Source organism: Streptomyces sp. SM1 (genome assembly GCF_002910825.1).
GTDB lineage: Bacteria > Actinomycetota > Actinomycetes > Streptomycetales > Streptomycetaceae > Streptomyces > Streptomyces okerensis.
Genome location: NZ_NEUB01000402.1, coordinates 1 through 3,317 on the forward strand (window position 1 = coordinate 1; position 3,317 = coordinate 3,317).

The 3,317-nt window shown below is 74.1% G+C and carries 3 protein-coding genes and 1 pseudogene; 3 read left to right on the top strand and 1 reads right to left on the bottom strand.

All coding sequences use genetic code 11. The features are described from left to right. The first annotated feature begins 287 nt into the window (after positions 1–287). The gene (locus B9S61_RS10260) at positions 288–1,349 is read left to right on the top strand and encodes an adenosine deaminase (RefSeq protein WP_374936197.1); all 1,062 of its coding nucleotides are present in this window, start codon (positions 288–290) and stop codon (positions 1,347–1,349) included. 17 nt (positions 1,350–1,366) lie between these two features. Continuing rightward, complete coding sequence (locus tag B9S61_RS10265; RefSeq protein ID WP_103541985.1) at positions 1,367–2,119, top strand: glycerophosphodiester phosphodiesterase; 753 nt, start codon at positions 1,367–1,369, stop codon at positions 2,117–2,119. Here B9S61_RS10265 and B9S61_RS10270 read toward each other — a convergent pair. Further along, positions 2,097–2,987 (bottom strand): alpha/beta fold hydrolase, encoded by an 891-nt coding sequence (locus B9S61_RS10270; RefSeq protein ID WP_103541986.1) that lies wholly within the window; start codon positions 2,985–2,987, stop codon positions 2,097–2,099. The two genes, B9S61_RS10265 and B9S61_RS10270, sit on opposite strands and share 23 nt — an antisense overlap. A 136-nt stretch (positions 2,988–3,123) precedes the next feature. Between B9S61_RS10270 and B9S61_RS10275 the strand changes: the two are divergent. After that, positions 3,124–3,317, top strand: a pseudogene (locus B9S61_RS10275) (regulator); the annotation flags it as partial.

A 3,317-nucleotide genomic window follows, 5' to 3' on the forward strand; every position in this document is an offset into this window, starting at 1 on the left:
ATCTCCCGTACCAGACCGGTGATCGCCGGGTCCTGGGCGGCGCCGGCCACAGGGCGCCGCCTGGCGGAACACCCGGCGGCGTACCGCCCGCTGTCTGCTCCCGCGCCTCGGGCGTCTGCGCGTCGTCGGCCATGTGCCGGGGCCCCCTCCGTCGGACGTCCCGTCATGCTACGGCCACGTGCCCGCACCGTGCGCGCCCGGCCTACGATGATCCCCGAACCGCCGATCAGCCGATCACCCGCGTCCCGCCGCGACCCGGCCGGGGACGCCGTTCCCGGGGAGGAACATTGACCGACCACCTCGACGCCGCCGGCCAGGTCCGCGACCTGCACGCCTTCGTCGCCGGACTGCCCAAGGCCGAACTGCACGTACACCACGTCGGCTCCGCCTCCCCGCGGATCGTCTCGGAGCTGGCCGCCCGGCACCCCGACTCCAAGGTGCCCACCGACCCCGAGGCCCTCGCCGACTACTTCACCTTCACGGACTTCGCCCACTTCATCGAGGTGTACCTGTCCGTCGTCGACCTGGTCCGCACCCCCGAGGACGTCCGGCTGCTGACCTTCGAGGTGGCCCGTGAGCTGGCCCGGCAGCAGGTGCGGTACGCCGAGCTGACCATCACGCCGTTCTCCTCCACCCGCCGCGGCATCGACGAGCGCGGTTTCATGGACGCGATCGAGGACGCGCGCAAGGCCGCCGAGACCGAGTTCGGAACGGTGCTGCGCTGGTGCTTCGACATTCCCGGCGAGGCCGGCCTGGAGTCCGCCGAGGAGACGGTCCGCATGGCCACCGACGACCGGCTGCGCCCGGAGGGACTGGTCTCCTTCGGGCTCGGCGGTCCCGAGATCGGTGTGCCCCGCCCCCAGTTCAAGCCGTACTTCGACCGTGCCGTCGCCGCCGGGCTGCGCTCCGTACCGCACGCCGGCGAGACCACGGGCCCGGAGACGGTGTGGGACGCCCTCCACGAGCTGGGCGCCGAGCGCATCGGGCACGGCACCAGTTCCGCCGGGGACCCCGGGCTGCTCCAGTACCTGGCCGAGCGGCGCATCCCGCTGGAGGTGTGCCCCACCTCCAACATCGCCACCCGCGCGGTGACCACGCTCGACGAGCATCCCCTCAAGGAGTTCGTCCGGGCCGGTGTCCTGGTGACGGTCGGCTCCGACGACCCGCCGATGTTCGGCACGGACCTCAACAACGAGTTCGCGGTCGCCGCGCGGCTGCTGGACCTCGACGAGCGGGGCGTGGCCGGACTGGCGAGGAACGGTGTCGAGGCGTCGTTCCTGGACGCCGCCGGCAAGGCGCGGCTGGCCGCCGAGATCGACGCCTACACCGAGACCTGGCTCGCCTCCTGACCCCGCGAAGGGCCGCCATGCAGAACGTGACCGCCGTGGCCCACCGCGGCGACCCCTACCGCGTCCGCGAGAACACCGTGGCCTCGCTGCGTTCCGCGCTCGACCGGGGCGCGGACGCGGTGGAGATCGACGTACGGCTCACCCGGGACGGGGTTCCGGTGCTGTTGCACGACGGGACGCTGAAGCGGCTGTGGGAGCACGACCGCCCGCTGCTGTCACTGTCGTGGGAGGAGGTGCGCGGGGTGACGGCCGGCGGCGTGCCGGCGCTCTCCGACGCCCTGGCGGCGACGGACGGCAGCCGGGTGATGATCGACCTGCCCGGCACGCCGGACGTCCGCGCGGCGCGCCGGGTCGTGGACGCCGTGCGCGAGAGCGGCGCCCGGGACCGCGTCTACTACTGCGCGGGCGCTGCCGCCATGCTCGCCGTACGCGCGGCGGACCCGTCCGCCGAGATCGCGCTCACGCGGACCACACTGGCCCCGCCGCGCGCCGGTCTCCTGGAGGCGGTCCGCCCCCGCTGGCTGAACTACCGCTTCGGTCTGGTGGACCGGGCCCTGGCCGACCGCGTCCACCGCGGCGGCCACCTGCTCTCCGTCTGGACCCCGGACACCCGCCGCTCGATGCGGCGGCTGCTGGCCCTGGGCGCCGACTCGGTCACCACCAACCGCATCGACGTCCTGTGCGCGCTGCGTGACGGGCGGCGTCCGCGCCGGGTGGATCGAGCACGAGCGTCGACCACGCTCGCGATCAATGCACCGGGCGCTTCATGAGGTCGCGCAGGGCGGTGGCGATGTCTCCCGGCGCCTCCTCGGCCATGAAGTGCCCGCAGTCGACCGTGGTGTGGCGCAGATCGGGGGCCCAGGCGCCCCACAGGGCGGCCGCCTCGTAACCGAGGGCGGCTCCCCAGTCCTGCTGGAGCACGGAGACGGGCATGCCGAGCCGGTTCCCGGCCGCGCGGTCGGCCTTGTCGTGGTCCACGTCGATCCCGGCGGAGGCGCGGTAGTCGGCGACGATCGACGGGACGGCGTCCCGGCAGGCAGCGAGGTAGGACTCGCGGACGTCGGCCGGCACGGCACCGGGGTCGTGCGTCCAGACGTCCAGGAAGTGGCCGAAGAAGGCGTCGGCGCTCGCCCCGATCATCCGTTCGGGCAGTCCGGGCGGCTGCGCCATCAGGTAGAGGTGGAAGCCGACGGCGGCCGAGGTGCCGTGCAGCGCCTCCCACATGTCGAGGGTGGGCAGCACGTCCAGGCAGGCCAGACGGGAGACCGCGTCCGGGTGGTCGAGCCCGGCCCGGAAGGCGACGAGGGCGCCCCGGTCATGGCCGGCGAGGGCGAACCGCTCGTGTCCGAGCCGGCGGGCCAGGGTGACGACGTCCCGCGCCATGGTCCGCTTGGAGTACGTGTCCGGCCCGGCCTCGGCGGGCTTGTCGCTGGCGCCGTAGCCGCGCAGGTCGGGACAGATGACGGTGTGGTCGGCCGCGAGGTCGGCGGCGACGTGCCGCCACATCAGGTGGGTCTGCGGGAAGCCGTGCAGCAGCACGACCGGGGAGCCGGTTCCGCCGACGGCGGCGTGGAGAGCGACGCCCTCGTCCACGGGGACGCGTCGGTGGGTGAATCCGGGGATGGTGGGATGGGGCATGGCTGGTCTCTCTTCCGGTGGAACGGCGCCCGGCGATGACGGCCGGTGTCTCCACCCTCCGGGTCCCGGATCAGCAACCGATGAACGACGACTGCGCCGGACCGGTGTGGTCCGGACGGAAGGGGCGGACGCCGTCGTGCACGTGAGGTTCGGGGTGCTCGGCGCGGTGACGGCCTGGGACGAGGCCGGTGACACGCTGCCGCTGCGGGGGCCGAAGCACCGCGCGGTGCTGGCCCGGCTCGTGGTCGCGCGCCGCCGGGTGGTGCCGGTGGCCCGGCTGGTGGAGGACCTGTGGGACGAGCCGCCGCAGCGGGCGGTGGGCACGGTGCG

Bases quoted from the DNA above. Each gene is read 5' to 3' on its own strand.
- B9S61_RS10265 (WP_103541985.1), top strand. From the start codon at position 1,367: ATGCAGAACGTGACCGCCGTGGCCCACCGCGGCGACCCCTACCGCGTC.
- B9S61_RS10270 (WP_103541986.1), bottom strand. From the start codon at position 2,987: ATGCCCCATCCCACCATCCCCGGATTCACCCACCGACGCGTCCCCGTG.